The sequence below is a fragment of the Bradyrhizobium sp. CCBAU 45384 genome, assembly GCF_028128665.1.
GTDB classification, from domain to species: Bacteria; Pseudomonadota; Alphaproteobacteria; order Rhizobiales; family Xanthobacteraceae; genus Bradyrhizobium; species Bradyrhizobium manausense.
This window is the reverse complement of the sequence record NZ_LBIZ01000119.1, coordinates 338,898-356,818: the sequence shown is the minus strand read 5'-3', so window position 1 is coordinate 356,818 and position 17,921 is coordinate 338,898. Positions and strand designations below refer to the sequence as shown.

The window sequence follows — 17,921 nt, the reverse complement described above, 5'->3', positions numbered from 1 at the left end:
AGACCAAAATGACGACAGAAACTCTGTTCCGGACACATCTCATCCTTGGTTATGTCGCCTGGCTGCTTTGCTTCGGCGCGTATGTCTGGCCCCGACTCAAGGTGATGGACAGGCTCGAGGCGCACCGCGCCATCGCAACGCTGCACAGCTTCCGCTTCTTCGGGCTCGTCTTCATCCTTCCCGGCGTCGTCAGCCCGGACCTGCCGGCAAGCTTTGCCACCTTTGCCGCCTGGGGCGACTTCGCGACCGGGGTGCTCGCCATGCTGGCGCTTCTCACGGTGAGGATACGCGCGCTGTTCTGGCTGTTCGTCGTCGCCTTCAATCTCGCAGGAGCGGTCGACATCATCGTCGATTACTACGACGCCATCCAGTCCGGCCTTGCCGCACATGCGGAATGGTTTGCCTCAACCTATGCGATCCCGATCATCTATGTGCCGCTGCTGATGATCACGCATATCACCGCATTCTATCTTCTGGCGCGCCCTCGGGTCGGCACCGATGCGGTGGCGCTGGCCGGGGCGGCTTGAGCCGAAGCCGGCCTTTGGCCGGCGATTCACCCGCGCGAAGCGGCCGAGCGCGGAACGGTTGCTTCGAAGCCGCTATCTCGATCCCGGATGCCATTCCGGCAGCTTTGGCAGTTCGGGATCGAGGTAGTCCCAGGCATAGCCGCGCGAGCAGAACAGCACGACGGACGGCTTGAACGTGCTTGCATCGTCCAATGTGCCGACATAGATGCCGATGTAGTCAGGCTTCTCCTCCGGCTTGTTGTAGATGGGCGAACCGCAGTTCGGACAAAAGCCTTTGCGCTTGACGGCGCCGCTGTCCGCGGTGCGTGCGATTTCGCGCACCGCGCCCGTTACGGAAACGGCCTGGCGCGCGAACACCAGGACCGAGCTGTGGCCGCTTCCGGTATCGCGCTGGCAGTCCGTGCACTGGCACTGAAAGCCGCGGATCGGCGCGGCAGCAATGGTGTAGCGAACCGCGCCGCAGGCGCAGCGGCCGGAAAAATTCATTCGTCACTCTCCCGCGAAGAAGTCGACGGATTGCCATCATATCAGCCCGGACACGTTCTCCACATCGAACGGCCGGCGCCGGTTCAAACAGGCTCGATCCTGGACTGCGCGCTCACCCGCGCGACATCTTCTCGAACTTCTTCACCAGCCGCTCGCGCTTCAGCCGTGACAGCCGCTGGATCCAGAATATCCCGTCGAGCTGATCGATCTCATGCTGGTGGCAGACGGCGCGCAAAGCCTGCGACTCCTCGGTCTGCGGGATGCCGTCGAGATCCCGATAATTGATCCGCACGCGCGCGTGGCGCTGCACCTCGTCATTGACGCCGGGCATCGAGACGCTGCCTTCGCGATGCATGATCATCTCGGGCGAGGCCCAGGCGATCTCGGGATTGACGTAGGTCTGCGGCCCCGCCTTGGCGTCGAGCTCAAGTACCACCACGCGCAGAGGCACGCCGATATGCGGCGCCGTGATGCCGATCCCGGGCGCGGCGCGCATGGTGTCGAGCAAATCCGCTGCAAGCGCGCGCAAGCCGTCGTCGAAAGCGGTGACGGGGCGGGCGGGCATGGCGAGCCGGCGGTCGGGGTAGCGGACGATGGGACGAATGGTCATTCAAGGCTCCTACCACTCACGGATGGTTGAAGCATCCCGTTCTTGACGGTCTACCAACTAGAAGGTAGCTAACTCCCATGACCAACCCTTCCTCTACCGCCGACGACATTCTGGCCTGCGCCCGCACCCTGATCATCGCGGGCGGCTATAACGGCTTCAGCTATGCCGATGTCGCCGAAGTCGTCGGCATCCGCAAGCCGAGCATCCACCATCACTTTGCTAGCAAGGTCGATCTGGTCCGCACCCTGGTGTCACGCTATCGCGCGGAGGCCGAGGCCGGGCTGGCGGCGCTCGAGCGCAATGTTACGGACCCTCGCGACCAGCTCAAAAGCTATGTCGGGTACTGGGCGGCGTGCATCAGCGATGCGACGGCACCCTTCTGCGTCTGTGCGCTGTTGGCCAGCGAGCTCCCGATCCTGCCGGAGGAGGTTGCGCTGGAGGTCCGCGCGCATTTCCGTGCGCTGGCCTCGTGGCTGGCCTCGGTGATGGAGCGCGGCAGGCGGAAGGGGCAGCTGCATCTCGCCAGCGCAGCGAAGATCGAGGCTGAAGGATTCATGGCGACCATCCACGGCGCGATGCTGTCGGCGCGCGCCTATGGCGATCCCAAAATGTTCGGTGTGATCACCGCGCCGCTATTGGAGCGGCTGGCCACAAAGCGTTGAGAGAGATCGGCGAGGCGACAACGGCGCCCGGCACGCATGCCGGGCGGACGCTCCCTGTCGCGCGTAAGGCTACCAACTAGTAGGTAAAGGAGAAGTCAGTGGCTCATCATCAAATGGATCCGGTTCGCGACGATCACGGGCAATGGCTCAAACAGTACTACTTCATCCGGGCGGCGTTCTCTGTCGCCTGGGTGGTTGCTGCGTTTGCCGTTGCACGGTCATCTCCGGCGATCGCCGGCGGCTTGCTCGTGCTCTATCCGGCATGGGACGCCGCGGCGAATTTCGTGGACGCCTTGCGCAGCGGCGGCCTCTCGCAAAACCGCACGCAGGCGCTGAACGTTCTGGTCAGCCTCGCGACCACTGTCGCGGTCCTCGTCGCATTGCAGATGAGCATGAACGGGGTACTAGGCGTCTTCGGGGCCTGGGCGATTCTGTCCGGATTGCTCCAGCTGGGAACCGCGCTGCATCGCTGGAGGCGTTTTGGTGCGCAGTGGGCCATGGTGCTCAGCGGTGGTCAGTCAGCCCTGGCGGGCGGCTTCTTCATCTTTCAGGCAACGATGCCGGCAGTTCCGTCGATCGCTGACGTCGCCGGGTATGCCGCGGTCGGCGCGCTCTACTTCCTGGTCTCGGCGGCCTGGCTCACCGTCAGCGACTGGCGCCGCCGCGCCAGGCGGATGCAGCAGGGGTGATGCGATCGAAGTGTCGAGCGCTAGCCTCTCTGGATCAGCTCGCGCCCGATACGCTTCGGCGGTTCGCTCCGCAGCACGATGGCGGTGGTGACAGAACCGTATCGGGCGATCGCATCGACAATGCCCTCGAGCTCCGCGGGCGAAGGCACGATCACCTTGAGGTGAAAGCAATCCTCGCCGGCAGCCTCAGCACTTCGATGATCTCGGGCATCTCGGCGAATTGCCTCAGGCAGGCCCTGATGTGCTCGTGCGTCGTCCGCAGGCGGATGATCGCGATCATGTTGAGGCCGACCGAGGCGGGATCGACAACCGCGCGATAAGCCCTGATGATCCCGCGCTCCTCGAGCCGCTTCAGCCGCTCCGAGGTGGCCGGCTGCGACAGGCCGACCTTGCGTCCCAATTCGGTCCTACGTGCAGGCGAGGGCCGCGCAATGGGGCAGCGAGCTCGTCAACATCGATGCCAACGGCCACATCAATGGCGCGAGCAACCTCGGTGACTGGCCGGAAGGGCGTCGGATCCTCAAGGAATTTCGCGCGCGGATGACTGGGTCGTAAGTCACTGATCCCGCTGCGGCCGTCTACTGTGCATGGGGTTGTTTTCGGCCTGCGGGACCTTCCTGACATCTGCCGCCAGCCCGTATGCCGTGCGGGCAGGGCGGGCCAAAGGTGCTTGTTGCGGAACTATACGCGGTCACAGCTCGCGAGAACCCGGGAAATAAATCAGGCTCCCTCTGTCTGCTTTCGCCGTTCCCAATCGTCTTCCACCCAGACAGACCTGACGGGAGACAAAAATGTCTGCTTCCAACTATCGCTGGGTGATCGTCGCCGCCGGCGGCGTGCTCGGATGCGTCGCCATCGGCGCCATGTTTTCGCTGCCGGTGTTCCTGCAGCCGATCGCCAAGGACACCGGCTGGTCGGTGACGGGCATCTCCAGCGCGATGACCATCGGCTTCCTGGCGATGGCATTCAGCAGCATGATCTGGGGCACGCTGACGGACAAATTCGGGCCGCTGCCGGTGGTGCTGACCGGATCGACGGTACTGGCGCTGAGCCTGTTCGCCGCGAGCCACGCCACCTCGCTGATCGCGTTCCAGTTCGTGTTCGGCCTCTTGGTGGGCGCCTCCTGCGCCGCCATCTTCGCACCGATGATGGCGACCGTCACCGGCTGGTTCGACACCCATCGCGGCCTTGCGGTGTCGCTGGTGTCGGCGGGCATGGGCGTGGCGCCGATGACGATGGCGCCGCTCGCGGCCTGGCTGGTGTCCCACCATGACTGGCGCACCGCGATGCAGATCGTGTCCCTGGTGGTCGGCGCCATCATGATTCCGGTCGCGCTGCTGGTGCGCCGTCCGCCCGCGCTTGCAAATCCGCCGATGGCGGCAGCGGGCGGGGGCGGCGCGCAGGCCGAAATGACCAGGAGCGAAGCGCTGCGCTCGCCGCAATTCCTGATCCTGCTCGCCACCAATTTCTTCTGCTGTGCCACCCATTCCGGCCCGATCATCCACACTGTCAGCTATGCCGTGAGCTGCGGCATTCCGCTGATCTCGGCCGTGACGATCTACAGCGTCGAGGGTCTCGCCGGCCTCGGTGGCCGCATCGCCTTCGGCCTGATGGGCGATCGTTTGGGTGCCAAGCGCGTGCTGGTCTCGGGCCTGCTCGCGCAAGCCTTCGGCGCACTCGCCTATGTCTTCGCCCATCAGCTCACGACCTTCTACGCGGTCGCGATGGTGTTCGGCTTCATCTATGCCGGCACCATGCCGCTCTATGCGGTGATCGTCCGCGAAAACTTTCCGCTGCGCATGATGGGCACCGTGATCGGCGGCACCGCGATGGCCGGCAGCCTCGGCATGGCGACCGGCCCGCTTGCCGGCGGCATGATCTACGACGCCTTCTCCAGCTACGCCTGGCTCTATATCGGCTCTTGGGCGATGGGCCTCGGCGCGTTCCTGATGGCGATGACGTTCCGCCCGTTCCCGAAGCCGCAAGCCGCGCCTGAGCCGGCACCGGTCGCGGCGTGACGAACTCTACGACCGGATCTGTTTTTCGAAGAACAGATCCGGATACGGGTCGTCGTTGAAGCGCGGGATCTCGCGCCAGCCGGTGGTGCGGTAGAGTCGGCCGGCTTCCGGCAGTGCGCTGTTGGTGTCGAGCCGCAACAGACTGATGCCGAGCGTGCGCGCGGCATCTTCAGTTGCATCCATCAGGCGTTTGCCGAGCCCCAGGCCGCGCGCGGAAGGAGCGACCCAGAGCCGCTTGATCTCGGCGTAGCCGTGATCGGTGCCCTTCAGGCCGACGCAGCCGATCGGCAGCGTGTCCGACACCGCGACGATGAAGCTGCCGCGCGGCCGGCGCATGTCCTTGGCGTCAGGATCGCGCGAGAGCGAAACGTCAAAACCCTGTTGGAAGCGGCGGCCGAGCTCGGCGTAATACTCGGCCAGGCAATAGCGGGCCTCGTCGCTGCGCGGGTCCATTTCGGTGAGCGCGATGCGGTCGCGTGTCAGCGCGGAGGCGATCAGATCCATCGCCGCCAGCAGTGCCTCGCGTTGCGAATTGCGGGCGAGAAACCCTTCGGCCTGACTGTTCGACAAGTCTTCATAGGCTGCGAACTCGCGCTTGCCCGCGCGCGTCAGACTCGCAACGCGGCGCCGCGCATCATCCTCATGCGCGTGCGTCTCGATCAGGCCTTCGTCTTCCAGGCTGCGCAACAGCCGGCTCATCAACCCGGAATCGAGGCCGAGATAATCGCGGATCTCGCCGATTTCGGAGCGCCCATGTCCTATCGCGTTGAGCACACGCGCCGCTCCGAGCGGCCGCCCGCGCCCGAGGAAGGACGTATCGAGCGCGCCAACGGCGGAGGTCACGGCGCGGTTGAAGCGGCGGACGCGGGAAACCGGATCGAGCATTATCTGACTTTAGTCAGGTATCGTGTCGCGGTCAACCTGGCTTCGCTTGACGAAGCGACTGCTGCGTCATGCGTCGCTGGCGCGATAAGCGTCGGGAACGATGAACACCTCGTCGGCGCGCCCATAGCCGCCGTCGGGGACTTCCTCGATCAGGACCATCGTGTGCGGCCGCGCCGCTTCACCGAAATACTCGGCGAACAGTGCGGTGAGGCGGTGCACGATCTCGGTCTTCTGGCTCCGCGACAGCGCGGCTTGCGGGATCTTGATGTTGGCGAAAGGCATGAGGTCTCTCCGAGTGAAAAATCCGTGTCGCGTCAGAACACGCCGCCATTGGCGCGGATGATCTGGCCGTTGATCCAGCCGCTATCGTGGCTTGCGAGGAAGGCGACGATGCCGGCGATCTCGTCGGGCTGGCCGAGCCGGCCGAACGGGTTCATCGCTGCAATGGCGCGCACCTGCTGCTCGCTCTTGCCGTCGAGGAACAGCCGGGTCTCGACCGGTCCGGGAGCGACCGCGTTGACGGTGATGCGCCGGCTGCCGAGCTCCTTGGCGAGGACGTGTGTCATGGCTTCGACCGCTGCCTTGGTCGCGGCATAGACGCTGTAGGTCGGCTGATACAGTCCGACAACACTGGAGGAGAAGTTGACGATGCGGCCGCCGTCGCGGAGCCGCCGCGCCGCTTCGCGCAATGATCGGAACACACTTTCGAGGTTGACCGAGATCTGCCTGGCGAACGCCTGATCGCTCATTTCGGCGAGCGGGGCGAGCTCCATCACCCCGGCATTGTTGATGAGGATGTCGATCTTGCCGAAGGCATTCTCGGCCGCATCGAACAGCTGCACCGCGGTCGTTGGGTCGGCAAGATCGGCCTGCACCGCCAAGGCGCGCCCGCCGGCGGCTTGGATTTCTTCGACGAGCGCGTCGGCAGCCGCTTTGCCGGTGGCGTAGTTGATTGCCACCGCGATGCCGTCTTGCGCCAGCCGGCGGGCGATGGCCGCGCCGATGCCGCGGGAGCCGCCTGTGACGATGGCAGCGCGCTGCTGTTGAGTGGTCATGTGGACCTCCGTAATGCTTGCGGCCCATGAGATAGCTGATCGCTCTCCTCGGATAATCATCCGAAACTTGCCATCACCTGTCGGCTGTGGTGAACAATCGCCATGGACCGTTTTGACGCCATGCGCCTGTTCGTCCGCCTCGTTGAGCGGCAGAGCTTTACGGTTGCCGCCGCGGACCTCGGCATCCCCCGCTCGACCGCGAGCGAGGTCTTGCGCGGCCTCGAGGCGCGCCTAGGGGCGCGCCTGCTCGAGCGCACGACACGGCATGTCACGCCGACGCTCGACGGTGACGACTATTACCGCCGCTGTGTCGCCATCCTCGCCGAGGTCGAGGAAGCGGAAGGGGCGTTGCGCGATTCAGAGCCGCGCGGTCTGCTCCGCATCGACGCGCATCCCTTGCTGACCCGAACCTTCATCCTGCCGTATCTGCCAGCCTTCCTGGCGCGGCATCCGCAGCTCCAATTGCAGATCGGGCAGGGCGACCGGCTGGTCGATCTCGTACGCGAAGGCGTCGATTGCGTGATCCGGTCGGGCGATCCCGGCGACAGCGGCATGATTCAGCGCCGCCTCGGGACGATCGCGGAAATCACGGTGGCAAGTCCGTCCTATATTGCGAAGCACGGCATGCCCGCGACGCCGGATGCGCTCGACGGCCATCAGATGGTCGCGTTCGTCTCGTCACGGACGGGCGATGTGCTGCCGCTGGAATTTTCCGTTGCGGGCACGCTGCGCCACATCGTGCTGCCGAGCCGGGTTCGGGTGAACAATTCCGACACCATGGCTGACCTCGCCCGGCTCGGCTTCGGCCTCGCGCAGGCCCCGCGCTATCGCTTCGCGGAGGACCTCGCCAGCGGCACGCTGGTCGAGGTGCTCGCCGATCACCCGCCGTCGCCGACGCCGCTCTCCGCGCTTTATCCGCAAAACCGCCAGCTTGCGCTGCGCCTGCGCGTCTTTCTCGACTGGATCTCGGGCATTTTTGCCGAGGCGAAGCTCTGAACTCATTTATTCGGATTCAGACCAGCCTTCGGGCCGGATCAGCTTGATATCGGCGCGCGACGAAGGTCCAGCTCCAGGTCGGGGGGATAATCACGGACCCGTGATTTGCCTCCTTCTTATCGCAAGCTATATCGTAAGATATGTTTTGAGAAGGAGACGTACGATATGTTCGGCAAGCACCGGGACCACAGGGACTTCCACTTCGGGCATTTCGCCCATTTCGCCATGGGCCGGCACGGCGGACGGCATCGCTTCGGCCGCGGCGGGCATGGTTTCTTCGGCCGCGGCGGCGACGAATTTCCGGGCGCGCGGCGGTTGTCCTCGCAGGACCTCCAACTCGTGATCCTGGCGCTGCTCGCCGACAAGCCTGGGCATGGCTACGAGCTGATCAAGATCATCGAGGAGCGGTCGGAGGGATTTTATACGCCGAGCCCCGGCGTGATCTATCCGGCCCTGACCTATCTCGAAGAGGTCGGTCATGCGAGCGTGGCGCAGGATGGCGGCCGCAAGCTCTACAGCATCACGCCGCAAGGCGAGACGTTTCTCGCCGAGCAACGCGGCACCGCTGATGCAATTCTGCAAGCGCTGTCGCGGATCGGACGCCGCATGGACGAGGTGCGCGAGGCCTTCGCCGGCGTCAGCGACCTCGATGCCGATGCCTCTGACGAACTGCACCGCGCCCGCCACAACCTCAAGCGCGCGCTGCGCAGCAAGCACGGCAGCGACTCGGCCGAAGCACGTCGCATCGCCGCGATTCTTGAGCGCGCCGCTGCGGAAATCCTCGGCAAGTAGGCAAGGAAAGCATGACATGACTGATCGGCCGCACAGCCCGATTCAAGATCCGCGCGTCAATGCCGTGATCGCGCGCCTGCAAGGCGCGCGGCAGCGGCCTTCCGACGGGGGCCCACGCGGTGCCTCCGGCAGCCGCGATCCCCACGCCTATGCCGGGCTGGGCTTTTCGATCCATCCCGAGCAGGGCGAGCTGATCTACCTGTTGTGCCGCGGCCTGCGCGCCACCCGCGTCGCGGAGTTCGCCACGTCCGTCGGGATGTCGACGCTCTATTTCGCGGCGGCTATCCGCGACAATGGCGGCGGTACCGTGATCGGCTCGGAGATCGTGCCGGCCAAGGTCGAGGCCGCCAAACGCAACCTCGCCGAGGCCGGCCTTGCCGACTATGCCGAGATCCGCGAAGGCGATGCACGCAAGACGCTGCGCGATCTCGCAGGCCCCGTCGACTTCGTGCTGATCGACGGCTGGCCCGGTGAGGGCGGGCCCTCGCTCGCCCGCGAGGTGATCGAGATCGTCGCGCCGCAACTGCTCGTCGGCGGCTACGTCATGAACGACAACGCCGAGCCGGATTATCTCGATTACATCCGCGATCCCAACAACGGTTTCGTGTCGATGACGCTGCCGCTCAAAGGCGGCACGGAGCTGTCGCTGAAGGTGAGTGAGGGCTGCGGGCCACAATCCCTTGCGAGACCCGACGGGCAAAACACCCAACCCGCCGGTCAACGCGTGGCGCCAAAAATATTCCACTTTACCGAAATTCGGAAACGGCGTATGTGTCGCGGTAATCCGGCCCAAGGAAGAGGGGCGTATCGCGATCGTCACGAACGCGGGCCGGATGGCGGTGGACGCTAGTCACATCGGCGCGATGAGGTTTTGCAGGGCGGGCAACCGTGAGCGAGACCGTCGCGCACACGACCGGTGTGATCCGCGTACGGCAAAATCGTGTGGTCCTGGCGCCCGGAGTCTGTGCGCCAAGTCTCGTGGTGATGCATGTGGCCCAACCGGGTCCGCGCATCAGTCATCTGCGAGGCGACGGGGGCAATAGTGCATCGCTCCCCGGGAGATCACGACATAAGCCGTCAAACCACTGCGCAGGGAAGGCCGGATGTTTTGGCTTCACCTGTATGCCGCTGTGCAAATTCTTGTAGCGCAACTCATCGCACAGTGGACCGCGGGTGCCAGCCGGCACCCGGTCTTCCCTGCGCCCTCTTTCAGTTGAGGGTGACGTTGCAGAGCAAAGCTCGGGCGAAATGAGCCGCGAGAATGCAAAGGTGTGTCTGCGACGGAGATGCCAGCCACGGACCCACGTTGTCACTCACATGCACCGTCATTGCGAGCGTAGCGAAGCAATCCAGACTGCCTCAGCAGAAAGATTCTGGATTGCTTCGCTGCGCTCGCAATGACGATGTTGATGCAATTGTGCGCCTCTTTGTGAGTTGTGCTTGCGCCGCCAACCGCTACCATGCACCCGCTCCCGGAACACGGAGCCAGCAGCAAGCGGAGGCAACATGAGCGCGCAGGAACGGAAAGTGAAGGGATCGGACCTGTTCGTCGCGGCGCTCGAGAACGAGGGCGTCGACCGTATTTTTGGCGTGCCCGGTGAAGAAAACCTCGACCTTGTCGAATCGCTGCGCACCTCCAGGATCGAGCTGGTCCTGACCCGGCACGAACAGGCCGCCGCGTTCATGGCCGCGACCCATGGCCGGTTGACCGGCAAGCCTGGCGTCTGCCTCTCCACACTGGGCCCCGGCGCGCTGAATCTCTCCACCGGTGCGGCCTATGCCAATCTCGGCGCGATGCCGATGATCCTCATCACTGGGCAGAAACCGATCATGAGCAGCCGGCAGGCGCGCTTCCAGATCGTGGACGTGGTCGCGACCATGAAGCCGCTGACAAAACTGTCGCGGCAGATCGTCAGCGCCTCCAGCATCCCCACAGTGGTGCGCGATGCCTTCCGTGTGGCGATGGAGGAGCGCCCGGGACCGGTGCATCTCGAACTGCCCGAGGACATCGCCGGCGACGAGGTCGAGGCTGTTGCGGTGATCCCGGTCCATCCGATCGAGATCCCCGTCGCGCATCGCGCCGCGCTCGATCGCGCGGCCGAGATGATTCTGGCTGCAAAGCGTCCGCTGGTGATGATGGGCGCCGCGACCAGCCGGCCGCGTTCGACGCACGGCATCGCAAGCTTCGTGCGGAGGACCGGCATTCCGTTCTTCACCACCCAGATGGGCAAGGGCACCGTGCCCGGCGGCACCAACCTCTACATGGGCACCGCGGCGCTGTCGGAGCGCGACTACGTCCACGATGCCATCGATGCCGCCGACCTGATCATCGCGATCGGCCACGACCCGATCGAGAAGCCGCCCTTCATCATGGGTCCGTCGGGGCCGAAGGTCATTCACGTCAGCTATACCTCGGCCAGCGTCGAGCTGGTCTATTTCCCTGATGCCGAAGTGGTCGGCGACGTCGGTCCGAGCCTGGAGCTTCTCGCCGACCGGCTCGAAGGCAAGCTGCCGCAGGCGGCCGCGCTGTTGCCGCTGCGCGAAGGGATTCTCAACCACATCGCCGACCGCGCCACCGAGACGCGCTGGCCGCCGACGCCGCAGCGGATTGTGCACGACATCCGTCAAGTCATGCCGGAGAACGGCATCGTCGCGCTCGACAACGGCATGTACAAGATCTGGTTCGCGCGCAACTATCGCACCCGTGTCGCCAACACGCTGCTGCTCGACAATGCACTGGCGACGATGGGCGCCGGCCTGCCGTCGGCGATGATGGCCGCGATGCTTTATCCCGACCGCCGCGTGCTGGCGGTCGCCGGCGACGGCGGCTTCATGATGAACAGCCAGGAGATGGAGACCGCCGTCCGACTCAAGCTCAATCTGGTCGTGCTGGTGCTGGAGGACAACGCCTACGGCATGATCCGCTGGAAGCAGGCGGTCGATCATTTTGCTGATTACGGCATGACCTTCGGCAATCCCGACTTCGCGCTCTACGCCAAGGCGTATGGCGCCAAGGGGCATCGGATCGCAAGCATCGACAGCTTTGGCCCCACGCTTGATGCCGCCTTCAAGGAGGGGGGCGTGCACCTCGTCTCGATCCCGATCGACTACTCGGAGAACGTGCGCGTGCTGGTCGACGAGCTGCGCGCGCATGAGAAGGCAAAGGCGTGAATTGACAAGGCGAAGCTATCTCCACATCGTCATTGCGAGCGCATCGAAGCAATCCAGTCTGTCTCCGCGGAAAGATCCTGGATTGCTTCGCTGCGATCGCAATGACGGAGCATGTGGCGAAGTCCGCGCCTGAGTATGATAACTGCACTTGTGCCGCGATCCCCGATCGCCGACACTCAGCATCCAACCAATCACGGGAATGAAAAGATGACTCGCGTTCGTTGTGTGACCGAGATGGGCATGGGCGTCGACGTTCACGGCCGCGACGCCACCAAGGCGGCGAAGCGCGCGGTGTCGGATGCCATCAGGCATTCGAGCCTCGGCTTCTTCCGGATGATCGGCAAGACCGCGAATGACATGTTCGTCGATGTCACCATCGGTGTGCCCAACCCCGAGGCCGTCGACAGGGAGGCGGTCGCCAAGGAGCTTCCTTACGGCACGGTGACTGTCACCGCGGTCAAGGGCGGACTGGAAATTCCCTCGGCAACGGAAGTGGCCAACGATCCGATCCTGATTGCCAACGCCGCCGTCATCGTCAGCTTCGACAGGGAGTGAGCCGGTGTCCTTCAGCGACGAGGCGCTATTGGATCGTCCGATCTGGAGCGCGCTGACGACGAGCCATCAACATCTGGCCGAAGGCGGCCCGCGGGCGCGGCGCTATCCCGTGGACATGACCCCGTTCGCCGACATGATCGACATGTCGGCGGAGAGTTTTGCAGCGCTTGGCGATCTCATGTCGCCTTCGCAGGTTGCCGCGCTGTTCACGCCTGATGAGGTCGACGTTCCCGCCGGCTTCAAGGTGGTGCTGGCCGAGAGCGGTGACCAGATGATCGGCTCGCCCGCCGACAGTCCGCTCCGCGACGCCGAAATCGTCACGCTCGGCAAGGCCGACGTATCAGCGATGATGGCGCTGACGGCGCTGACCAAGCCAGGGCCGTTCGCCGCGCGCACGCACGAGCTCGGCACCTTTCTGGGCATTCGTGCCGGCGGCGAGCTGGTCGCGATGACGGGCGAGCGGATGAAGCCGGGCAAGTTCGTCGAGATGACCGCGGTCTGCGTTCACCCCGATTATCGCGGGCGCGGCTACGCGCAGGCGCTGCTCGCAGCCGTCGCGCGCCGGATCGAGGCGCGCGGCGAAATTCCGTTTCTGCACGTGTTTTCTAACAATACATCCGCCATCGCGCTCTATGAGCGGCAGGGGATGCGCCTCCGCCGCCGCCTGCACGTGACGGCGCTGATGAAGCTGGAATAGACATCCGCAGTGATGGCCTTCACTTCCGGCGAATGCGCGCTATACCCATCCCCGCCAAGTTCAAGCGCGGCGTCGGAGGCCGGCCGGGAAAAAATTGCGCACCCCGCGAATCCTTTTCGGTCAGTGCGCCCTCCTTGTGATCGAGGCAGTCAGCCTCGGCTCATCTGGGAGGATGCGATGGCATTTTACAGGAAGAATATCGGCAGCCTGCACCAGGCGGTGCGGATTGCCGCTGGGATCGCAGTGGCGGTCGCGGCATCAGTCTATCTCACCGGCGCGCCGGCCTGGCTGGTCGCGCTCGGCGGCGCCGGCCTCACGCTGACCGGCCTTGTCGGCTATTGCCCGATGTGCGCGATGGCGGGCATCGGCCGGGGAGGCGTGTCGTGAGTGCGGCCGCGATCTCGCCAGACTTGTTCGAGGCCGCGCGGCTCGGTGATCCCAAGGCGATGGCGTCGTTGCTTGCGACGGCGCAGCCTGACATCCGTCGCTACGCGCGCGCTACCTGCCGCAGCTCGGCGGATGCCGAGGACGCAGCGCAGGAAGCGCTGTGGATCCTGTTCCGGCGCGTCGGCACAATTCGCTCGATGCTGGCATTTTCAGCTTGGCTGTTCAGCGTGGTTCGCCGCGAGTGCTTGCGCCTCGCGCGCAGGGTGGGGTTGGTGCCATCGATCGAGGAGAGCGAGGCGGAGGCCGCATTGCTCGCGCGGCCCGAGGCCGATCTGCGGCTGGACGTCGCCGCAGCCTTCGAGGCACTCCCGCCGCATTACCGCGACGTCGTGCTGATGCGCGACGTCAAGGAAATGACCGTTGATGAGATCGCCGATGCCCTCGGTGCGTCCAGGCAGACCGTGAAAGCTCGGCTGCACCGCGCCCGCGCCTTGATGCGGGAATATCTGACGAGATGAACCGTGACAAACTATCAAAACTCTGACGATTTAAAATCGATACCCGCTTTCGTCGCGCTGGCGCCGGTCGAGGCGAACGCGTTCCTCGCGTTCAACCACGCGGTCGAGCGCAAGGACGGGCTGATCCCGCCAAAGTATCGCGAGCTGATCTCGCTCGCCGTCGCGCTCACCACGCAATGCGCCTATTGCCTCGACGTGCATACGGCGCAAGCGGCGAAATCAGGCGCGACGCGCGAGGAGGTCGCGGAGGCCGCGCTGATCGCTGCGGCGGTGCGCGCCGGCGGCACGCTCGGCCACGCGCTGCTGGCGCAGCGGCTGTTTGAGCAGCGTGAGAGTGGGAGAGAAAAGTAACCAATGCAGATGCAGCCCATTACCATAGCCGGGGCAGGCGGATCGTTTCAGTCCTTCGATGGCCCCGGGCGCGATGTCTTGCGTCCGGGGCCGTTGTCGTCGGGCGTCAGTTCAATGCCGTCTCCGACGCTGCGATCCACGCGACCACGGCCTCGGAGAAGCCGTTGACGCGGGTCCAGGCGCCGTGGCCGACTCCGTGCTGATACGAGGCCACGTTCACCATCGTGCCGCGCGCCTTGGGCTCCGGCACAGAATCGTGGCTCTGCTCGTCGGTGAAGACGATGAGGCGATCGCCCCTGCGGTCGATCTCCGCCACTGCCTTGCCGAGATAGGTCGCCCCGTGCGGCTGCGAGTTGATGATCGCGTCCCGAAGCGCGAAGCCGCGGCGGGGCGGGACCTTCACGACCTCATTGCTGAAGGTGAAGATCTCGACATCGTCGCAGATCTCGCGCGCGAGGATGGCAAGACCGCACGCCGCCTCCGCCCGCGTCATTTCCGACTGCGCGGAGAGAGGCGTGAACATCGAGCCCGACACGTCGATCAGGAGCCGCGTCCGGCCGGGAAGCCGAACATGGTCCTTGACCGACTTGAGCATCGCAGTCTCGAGCTCGGGCTCGAAATCGGGCGCATAGCGCGCCGCCGTGATGAAGCGATAGGGAAGGATACGATCCGTCCGCATCGCCTCGATCGCGCCTGCGATGGTCTCGCGCGGAACCTCTGCGTTCTGCATCAGCCGCAGGTTACGCAGCAGCGCCAGGCCACCGAGCTTGCGCTCGGCGATCAGCCGCTCGAAGGTCTCGCGCTTGCTCTTGCCGGCCGAGAGCGAGACCTCCCAGGTATCGGGGGAGGCGAGCTCGCCGTCGACGAGCTGCTTCCACACCTTTTCCTGCGCGGTGTCCTTCGGCTTGGCGTGAACCAGGAACAGCACGTCCCGGATCCGCACCGCGCCGTCGCGGTCGTACTTTGCGAGCTGGTAGGCGTCGAACTTGGTCAACGCGCGGGCAAGGCCCTTCTTGACCTGCGCGGAGACCGGCTGACGCTTGCGCTGCTGCATCGGCCCAAGCGCATCCGCCCAGTAGATCGCAAGCAGCTCCGTCATCTCGTCGGGGCGCTGGATCACCTGGGCAAGCGTGTCCGCAACGAGGGCGCGGTGCTTTTCGCTGCGCGCCATCTCGCGGATGACGAGCAGCGGGGCGTGCCGCAGCTTCATCACCTCGCGCGCCTCGATCGCGAGCTGCGCCACGCGGGCAGCGGCGACCTTCGGCACCAGCGCCTTGATGCGGTCGGCGATGGCGACGCCGTCCTCGTAGAACTGGTCCTCCCACAGGAGGCAGTTCATCAGCGCCCGCTTCAGCTCCATCTCGGGCGTGAAACGGTCGGCGCGCGCGCCCTCACGCGTGAAGGCGCGGACGATCTTGTTGAGCCTGACCATGACGGCCTCCTCTGTGTTGATGGTAGAATGCAAAAAGGTGCCGGGGAACAAGCGAGGCTGCACTGCCCTTTGAGGGCACGTTGAGCGAGCTCACTTCCGAATGGAAACGAGGCATCGCCGATCACGAAGTAACAGCGCTCTTCACCACCGGCGGTGGGGACGAAGACGTCACGATCCGGGAACGGGCGATGCTGAGACCCCAGCTTGCAGCTTACCCTGCAAGCCAGGTAGCGCTCTGCCTGCTGAGCTACCGGTGCACAGTACACCGGGCGGGATTCGAACCCGCGACCTCTCGATTATCAGTCGAAGTAACAGCGATCTTCACCACGGATCGTGATGGGGGTGGCGGGGAACGGGCGATGCTGTTGCTGCCCCAAAGGGGCGGTCGTTTCACAGACGAAGTAACAGACATCTTCACCACCGCCAGGCCGATGCTTTCGCACCGGCCGTTGATGGGTACGCTGGGGAACGGGCGATATCGGCTCTCAGTGACGACAACACAGGCGCCATCCTTGCGGACGGATCCTGCGCCGGGCCGCGTGCGAACCTTTTCCGAGGCCGCATCCCGGTGCGTGTGTCAAGGGCGGGATTCGAACCCGCTTTACCGTGGAGGAAGTATCCGACATCTTCACCACCAGCGTCGGTTGAGCCGCGATCGTCGCGGCAAACCAAGTTACGAAATCTCTGTCGCGGCGCTGTCGACGCGCCGCCAATTGCGAACCCTCGGGGTTCGCTCTGCCATCGGTGTCCGGCTCATCGCCTCGTTCCCTCCGGCAGGCCCCGCGCGCTTGGGCACGCGCATCGATTGCGCGAGCCCCGAGATCCGGGTCTCTCGTTCCGGCCAAGGCCGGGATGTTCGACGGGGCCGCGCTGTGGGCAACAAAAAACCCTCCGGAGCGGCAGGCTCGGGAGGGTCCGTCAGAAGCGGACTGTCGATCTTGCGGTCAGGCAAGATCGCTCCCATGAGCCGGGCATGCGCAATCGATTGGCCGGAGGCCATTCGACAGTCGCGCCAATCTTTCGTAGCTGTGCTTCATCACTGGGTTCATGCTTTCACGAACGGAAGTGTTCGCGAGGGCGCGGGACATACGCCCGCAACTTGCAGATGTCAAGCGAAGCGAATGTGAAAATTTGCAAGACGTGGACGCGTGACGTGCCAAATTATCTCGGTCTCGATGGATTTCGGTTCGGCTGGGTTGCTGCGTGGATCGATGAGCGCGGCCAGCATGGATTTGATTATGCACCTGGCCTGGCGCGTCTGCTCGCGATGCCGCATGCGCGCGCGATGATCGACATGCCGATTGGGCTGATGCCAAGCGGCTATCGGACATGCGATTTGCATGCGCGCGAACTGATCGGCCCCGCCGTGTTTCTAGGGGCCCGCCGCGATCTCTGGACGTTTCCCGACATGGCGGCGGCGAACAGGCATTACTGGGAGCGCGAAGGCAAGGGCAGGGGCGTCTCTGCGCAGCTCTGGAATATCAGGGACAAGATCAGGGACGTCGACGAGATCATGACGCCGGCACGGCAGGCGACAATCGGCGAGGCGCATCCGGAATTGATCTTCCGGAATCTCGCCGGGGGAGTCCGGCTTGCGACGAAGACGTCGGCGGAAGGCTGCGAGCAGCGCATTGCACTGCTGGTGCAGCGCGGCTTCACGCGCCTGCCGAAATGGCTGACGCAACGCCATGGTACCGGCATGGGCCGCGACGACCTCATCGATGCCTGCGCTTGCGCGGTAGCGGCGCGCGACAGCACGGAGCGTCTGGGCGGCGATGAGATCGATCCGCGTGGTCTGCGGATGGAGATCAACTACTGAAGCGGCTGGCCGCTCATGCATCCGGGAAAAACAGGCAAATTATTTGGACCACAAAGGAACTGGCGACAGCCGGTCTGCGTTCCCCGTGCGAACCGAATTGAGAGAAGCTCGTGCGATGAATGATGCCAGTCAGTTCGCGACCGCCATGCTCGCGCTCGTTTTCGTCGGAGCATTGCTCGTCACCGGGCAGCTCTTCATCGAGCAGCGCGCCCAGCGCGACGCGGTCTACGCCACCAGCCATTTGCTGCGGCCATTGTGATCGGGATTCCTC

General features: G+C 64.7%; 22 protein-coding genes and 1 pseudogene. 16 read left to right on the top strand and 7 right to left on the bottom strand.

Going from position 1 to position 17,921, the window contains the following annotated elements:
- Nucleotides 1-8 precede the first annotated feature (8 nt).
- The gene (locus tag XH80_RS38285; protein ID WP_271603079.1) at nt 9-527 is read left to right on the top strand and encodes a hypothetical protein; all 519 of its coding nucleotides are present in this window, start codon (nt 9-11) and stop codon (nt 525-527) included.
- Nucleotides 528-599: 72 nt separating this feature from the next.
- On the opposite strand, the gene XH80_RS38280 is transcribed toward XH80_RS38285, so the two are convergent.
- Together XH80_RS38280 and XH80_RS38275 are read right to left on the bottom strand one after the other, a co-directional pair.
- Nucleotides 600-1,013 carry a GFA family protein gene (locus XH80_RS38280; RefSeq protein WP_271603078.1) on the bottom strand — a complete coding sequence of 138 codons (414 nt, stop codon included), beginning with the start codon at nt 1,011-1,013 and terminating at the stop codon, nt 600-602.
- Nucleotides 1,014-1,125: 112 nt separating this feature from the next.
- A complete protein-coding gene (locus tag XH80_RS38275) occupies nt 1,126-1,623 on the bottom strand; it encodes a peptide deformylase (RefSeq protein WP_271603077.1) in 498 nt (165 codons plus the stop codon).
- Between the two features lie 77 nt (nt 1,624-1,700).
- On the opposite strand from XH80_RS38275, the gene XH80_RS38270 reads away from it, so the two are divergent.
- On the top strand, nt 1,701-2,285 hold the full coding sequence (locus XH80_RS38270; RefSeq protein WP_271603076.1) for a TetR/AcrR family transcriptional regulator: 585 nt from the start codon (nt 1,701-1,703) through the stop codon (nt 2,283-2,285).
- Nucleotides 2,286-2,383: 98 nt separating this feature from the next.
- Complete coding sequence (locus XH80_RS38265; RefSeq protein ID WP_271603075.1) at nt 2,384-2,974, top strand: DUF308 domain-containing protein; 591 nt, start codon at nt 2,384-2,386, stop codon at nt 2,972-2,974.
- Between the two features lie 20 nt (nt 2,975-2,994).
- Here the strand turns inward: XH80_RS38265 and XH80_RS38260 are convergent.
- A pseudogene (locus XH80_RS38260) lies at nt 2,995-3,407 on the bottom strand (Lrp/AsnC family transcriptional regulator).
- Here XH80_RS38260 and XH80_RS38255 point away from each other — a divergent pair.
- Together XH80_RS38255 and XH80_RS38250 are read left to right on the top strand one after the other, a co-directional pair.
- The gene (locus XH80_RS38255; protein WP_333932793.1) at nt 3,386-3,529 is read left to right on the top strand and encodes an alpha/beta hydrolase; all 144 of its coding nucleotides are present in this window, start codon (nt 3,386-3,388) and stop codon (nt 3,527-3,529) included. The pseudogene XH80_RS38260 and the gene XH80_RS38255 sit on opposite strands and share 22 nt — an antisense overlap.
- A gap of 236 nt (nt 3,530-3,765) precedes the next feature.
- The gene (locus XH80_RS38250; protein ID WP_271603074.1) at nt 3,766-4,992 is read left to right on the top strand and encodes an MFS transporter; all 1,227 of its coding nucleotides are present in this window, start codon (nt 3,766-3,768) and stop codon (nt 4,990-4,992) included.
- A 6-nt stretch (nt 4,993-4,998) separates the two neighbouring features.
- Here the strand turns inward: XH80_RS38250 and XH80_RS38245 are convergent, their stop codons facing one another.
- From XH80_RS38245 to XH80_RS38235, 3 genes are all read right to left on the bottom strand, one after another.
- Nucleotides 4,999-5,877, bottom strand: coding sequence for a bifunctional helix-turn-helix transcriptional regulator/GNAT family N-acetyltransferase (locus tag XH80_RS38245; protein ID WP_271603073.1), 879 nt, complete (start codon nt 5,875-5,877; stop codon nt 4,999-5,001).
- Between the two features lie 66 nt (nt 5,878-5,943).
- Nucleotides 5,944-6,159: a tautomerase family protein gene (locus XH80_RS38240; protein WP_271603072.1), complete on the bottom strand. Its 216-nt coding sequence runs from the start codon at nt 6,157-6,159 to the stop codon at nt 5,944-5,946.
- Between the two features lie 32 nt (nt 6,160-6,191).
- Nucleotides 6,192-6,932, bottom strand: coding sequence for an SDR family oxidoreductase (locus XH80_RS38235; protein WP_271603071.1), 741 nt, complete (start codon nt 6,930-6,932; stop codon nt 6,192-6,194).
- A gap of 102 nt (nt 6,933-7,034) precedes the next feature.
- On the opposite strand from XH80_RS38235, the gene XH80_RS38230 reads away from it, so the two are divergent.
- The 9 genes from XH80_RS38230 to XH80_RS38190 all read left to right on the top strand — a co-directional run bounded on the left by XH80_RS38230 (nt 7,035) and on the right by XH80_RS38190 (nt 14,399).
- The gene (locus tag XH80_RS38230; protein WP_271603070.1) at nt 7,035-7,928 is read left to right on the top strand and encodes a LysR family transcriptional regulator; all 894 of its coding nucleotides are present in this window, start codon (nt 7,035-7,037) and stop codon (nt 7,926-7,928) included.
- 165 nt (nt 7,929-8,093) lie between these two features.
- A complete protein-coding gene (locus XH80_RS38225) occupies nt 8,094-8,720 on the top strand; it encodes a PadR family transcriptional regulator (RefSeq protein WP_271603069.1) in 627 nt (208 codons plus the stop codon).
- Between the two features lie 16 nt (nt 8,721-8,736).
- Nucleotides 8,737-9,570: an O-methyltransferase gene (locus XH80_RS38220; protein WP_271603068.1), complete on the top strand. Its 834-nt coding sequence runs from the start codon at nt 8,737-8,739 to the stop codon at nt 9,568-9,570.
- 656 nt (nt 9,571-10,226) lie between these two features.
- Nucleotides 10,227-11,891: an acetolactate synthase large subunit gene (locus tag XH80_RS38215; protein ID WP_271603067.1), complete on the top strand. Its 1,665-nt coding sequence runs from the start codon at nt 10,227-10,229 to the stop codon at nt 11,889-11,891.
- A 207-nt stretch (nt 11,892-12,098) separates the two neighbouring features.
- Nucleotides 12,099-12,446: a Lin0512 family protein gene (locus XH80_RS38210; RefSeq protein ID WP_271603066.1), complete on the top strand. Its 348-nt coding sequence runs from the start codon at nt 12,099-12,101 to the stop codon at nt 12,444-12,446.
- Nucleotides 12,447-12,450: 4 nt separating this feature from the next.
- Nucleotides 12,451-13,143 (top strand): GNAT family N-acetyltransferase, encoded by a 693-nt coding sequence (locus tag XH80_RS38205; RefSeq protein WP_271603065.1) that lies wholly within the window; start codon nt 12,451-12,453, stop codon nt 13,141-13,143.
- A 177-nt stretch (nt 13,144-13,320) separates the two neighbouring features.
- The gene (locus XH80_RS38200; RefSeq protein ID WP_271603064.1) at nt 13,321-13,530 is read left to right on the top strand and encodes a YgaP family membrane protein; all 210 of its coding nucleotides are present in this window, start codon (nt 13,321-13,323) and stop codon (nt 13,528-13,530) included.
- A complete protein-coding gene (locus XH80_RS38195; protein ID WP_271603063.1) occupies nt 13,527-14,048 on the top strand; it encodes an RNA polymerase sigma factor in 522 nt (173 codons plus the stop codon). Before XH80_RS38200 ends, XH80_RS38195 begins: the two co-directional genes overlap by 4 nt.
- Before the next feature lie 3 nt (nt 14,049-14,051).
- Nucleotides 14,052-14,399, top strand: a complete 348-nt coding sequence (locus tag XH80_RS38190; RefSeq protein ID WP_271603062.1) for a carboxymuconolactone decarboxylase family protein — start codon at nt 14,052-14,054, stop codon at nt 14,397-14,399.
- A 106-nt stretch (nt 14,400-14,505) separates the two neighbouring features.
- On the opposite strand, the gene XH80_RS38185 is transcribed toward XH80_RS38190, so the two are convergent.
- Complete coding sequence (locus XH80_RS38185) at nt 14,506-15,831, bottom strand: TROVE domain-containing protein (protein ID WP_271603061.1); 1,326 nt, start codon at nt 15,829-15,831, stop codon at nt 14,506-14,508.
- A gap of 1,153 nt (nt 15,832-16,984) precedes the next feature.
- On the opposite strand from XH80_RS38185, the gene XH80_RS38180 reads away from it, so the two are divergent.
- Both XH80_RS38180 and XH80_RS38175 read left to right on the top strand, forming a co-directional pair.
- Nucleotides 16,985-17,650, top strand: a complete 666-nt coding sequence (locus XH80_RS38180; protein ID WP_271603060.1) for a DUF429 domain-containing protein — start codon at nt 16,985-16,987, stop codon at nt 17,648-17,650.
- 115 nt (nt 17,651-17,765) lie between these two features.
- Complete coding sequence (locus tag XH80_RS38175; protein WP_164934179.1) at nt 17,766-17,909, top strand: hypothetical protein; 144 nt, start codon at nt 17,766-17,768, stop codon at nt 17,907-17,909.
- Nucleotides 17,910-17,921: the final 12 nt, after the last annotated feature.